This is a genomic window from Streptococcus sp. HMSC072D03 (genome assembly GCF_001812855.1).
In the GTDB taxonomy this organism is placed as follows: domain Bacteria; phylum Bacillota; class Bacilli; order Lactobacillales; family Streptococcaceae; genus Streptococcus; species Streptococcus salivarius_D.
The window spans coordinates 1-3,613 of sequence record NZ_KV810621.1 but is presented as its reverse complement, the minus strand read 5'-3'; the positions used below and the strand labels follow the sequence as shown (position 1 = coordinate 3,613).

Here is a 3,613-nt window from a genome sequence, read left to right as displayed (position 1 = left end):
TCTGAAACTACACATTCTGAGGTAAGTGCAACAAATACACCTACAAACAACGAAAACCTCATCATAAGTACTTCTCCTGATAAAACAACTTTAGATACCTCACAAAAAGATGGCGATTTCACCATCACTGTTGAAGCGGAAGGTATCACAAAAAAGACAGATAAAAGAGAGAGTTTCGTTTCAGATGCAAATGGTGTTACCTATTATGTAGATACAAAAGGGCAGCTGGTTACTGGACCAAAAGAAATCAACGGTTTCCAATATTACTTTAACAATGACGGCACTATGGTAAAAGGGCAGCTTAGGAAAGTTGACGATAAACTCCACTTTTACGATGAAAACGATGGCAAGCTAGTAACAGACCGTTTTATTACATTCAAAGACAGCCACTATATTCCAGAAGAAAACTATAGTAAAGTTGTTTACTTCAATGAACCTGCTTATATCGAACCAAACTATTATGTAATGCCTGGATTAGAACGTTACTATTTCGATAAAAATGGTAACACACTTGAGAAAGGTCGTCAGACAATTTTAGGTGATGACTATTACATCTATGACAATGGCCAAGTTGCTGTTCATAGACTAATGGAATTAGATCACAAACGCTACTACTTTGATGACAAAGGGGCCTTAGCCAAAAACAAACAATTTCCTATCATCGAAAAGGGTCTTCGGAAGTCTATGCCATATGTATTTTATTCAGACCACGATGGGGTGGCTGATTATCTCAATAAACAACTAAACATTGTGACTTATCCGTTCCCAATTTACTATACTCTTCCTTCAGAAAATAATATAGAATATCCAAAAAATCAATTTATGATGGACTACGAAGGTCGTTGGTATTACTTCAACAAAGACGGATTTCCTGTCACTGGACCTAAAACTATTGATGGCTTTGAACTCTACTTCCATGAATCATCTCGCCCAGAAGGACATCAAGCTAAAGGTGAATTTATTAATATTGATAATAAAATCTACTACTTCGACAGAGACAATGGTCGTAAAGTCAAGGATACATCTTTTGAGTTAAACGGTATCCATTATATCGCAGATAAAGAAGGGAACATCACTATCCAAGGTGATTCTAGATTCCATAACCAATATGTCAGCGATGATAAAGGCAACTGGTATTACTACAACTCCGATGGCAATAAACTCATTGGCGAACAAACCATTGATAACGTCAAAGTTTACTTTAAGGACAGTGGAGTCCAAGTTAAAGGACACTTCGCTCCGAATGGTCACTTCTATGACAAGGATAGTGGTGAACTTGTTACCAATGCTTATGTAGAAGACAATGGAAACTGGTACTATGTCGATGAAAATGGTCAAAAACTCATTGGAAACCAAATTGTCGATAGTTATCATGTTTGTTTTGACGGTAATGGTCGTCAACTAAAAGGTGAAGCTAGCTACTCAAATTCAGGTCTACCAAAACATTACTATGATTTGCATAATGGACAAATGGTTATCAACTCTCTTATTCAAATCGATGGTAAGACCTATAAAGCTGATAATGAAGGTAAACTCTCTGAAGTACCATATGCTTTAAACTATCGCAACCAAATTGTTACCGACGAATTTGAAAACAGCTATTATTATGACTACCAAGGAATGATGGTCAAAAATCAATACGTTACTATCTATCACCTAGAGAATGACTATCTTAACCCTAAAATTAAAAAAGTCACCTATTATGCAGGGTATGACGGAAAATTCCTTCACGGTCCCCAAACGATAAATGGTGTTGCTGTTTATTTCAATGTCTATGGTGAACAAATCAAAGACCAGTTCGCAGACGATGGTTACTATTATGATAAAGATACCGGTGCTCGTGTTAATTTAGGAGTCAACCAATCAGTTATGATAAATGGTAAATGGTATTATCTTGACCATAACGGAAAGCGATCTAAAGGTGAGTTTATTAAACAAGGAGGAAACAAATACTACTACGATAAAATTGATGGTGAGCGTGTCATTGGAACACTTTTTGAAGTGAACGATAAACTTTATATTTCAGATCAAGAAGGTGTCATTACTGAAAAGAAAGATGATATCAAAAAAAATGGACTGTTCTATGATGACTACCACAATATCCATTATATGAATGATAATGGTCATCTAGCTAGGAACTTATACGTTCCTTCTAACCACAATGGATTTAGCGATGATACAAAACCATTTTACTATTTTGGTTCCGAAGGAATCGCTTTAAAAGGGGAGCATACTATTAATGGTGAAACAGTATTCTTCGATGAAAATGGAGAGCAAGTAAAAGGAGGTTTCGCAAAAAACGGTAAATATTACGATAAACATACAGGTAACTTAGCAAGAAATACTTTCAGAGAACGTACTGTAAGAATCGCTCGTGAATGGCGTGCTAATGGTATCTCAACTACATTCCGCTACTACCTAGATAATAGTGGCTACAAGGTGTCAGGTTATCAGACTATTAACGGTGAGGACTACTACTTCTACCCTGATGGACCACAGTTAAAAGGGGATTTCGCACCAGATGGTAGATATCACGATAAGGACACCGGAGCTTTAGTCACAAAACGTTATGTTCAAATAAAACCTTGGCATTTTATCACCGACCTAGGTAATGAGCCTATCGACCATAATTATGTTCAAGTATTTCAATTCGATAGATACCCTAGTCTAGCAGACACCTCAACTGGTGCAATTACTAGATATTTTGGTAAAAAATATTCTAATAGTTGGTACTACGTCGATGAAAATAGTCAAAAGGTAACTGGACACAAAACTATCGATAATGTAAAGGTTTACTTTGATAAAGATGGTAAACAAGCTAAAGGTATTGTTGCTGATGATGGTTATTACTATGACAAGAATACTGGTGAACTTGTTGACTTAGGACGTGACAAATTCGTTGACATTGACGGTTATCGTTACTATGTTGGTAGTGATGGTAAATGTTATAAGGGTGAACAAAAGATTGGAGATGATTACTACTATTTTCACGATGATGGTAGACTAGGCTACGATGAATTGCGAACAATTTGGGCGGGAAATGACTACTTCTACCATTATTATTACCCAAAAACTGGAAAACGTGCTAAAAATGTTGACATTACTTTTAATCACTCAATTCGTTACAAGGTGAAAGCTGAGGTTGTTCATTTCGATGAAAACGGTGATGGAAGAGTTATTAAATATATTTACGAATAATATTTATTTCACACATATAATTCCAATTTATCTTTAAATGAAAGGAGAATTATCATGGAAAAGAAAGTACATTTTAAACTTCACAAAGTTAAAAAACATTGGGTAACTATTGCAGTGACAGGACTTGCTTTGGGATTGAGTTTTGCTGGCCTTAACTATGCTTCAGCTGAAGAACAACCTACCCCTGTTAATGAAGCAACTGTTGAAGCCATCATCAAAGAAGGCGCTATTGACGTCGATGCTCCAGCAAGTAATGAAGCCACAACTAAACCTACAGAAAATACAGCTGCTACCGCTTCGAGCGAAACTGCCACAGTGTCAGAAACACCAGTAGCTAGCTCTGAAGTGGCTTCAACAGAAATTGTTTCTGAAAAACCAAGCTTTGAAGTCACAAGTACAGCTAGTTCGGAAGTAG

2 protein-coding genes are annotated in these 3,613 nt (G+C 36.4%); both read left to right on the top strand.

The window, feature by feature from the left end:
- On the top strand, positions 1-3,198 hold a 3,198-nt coding region (locus HMPREF2877_RS01910), incomplete at its 5' end, for a glucosyl transferase (RefSeq protein WP_070578422.1).
- A 54-nt stretch (positions 3,199-3,252) separates the two neighbouring features.
- Positions 3,253-3,613: KxYKxGKxW signal peptide domain-containing protein (locus HMPREF2877_RS01905; protein WP_176745178.1), on the top strand; the 361-nt coding region annotated here is incomplete at its 3' end.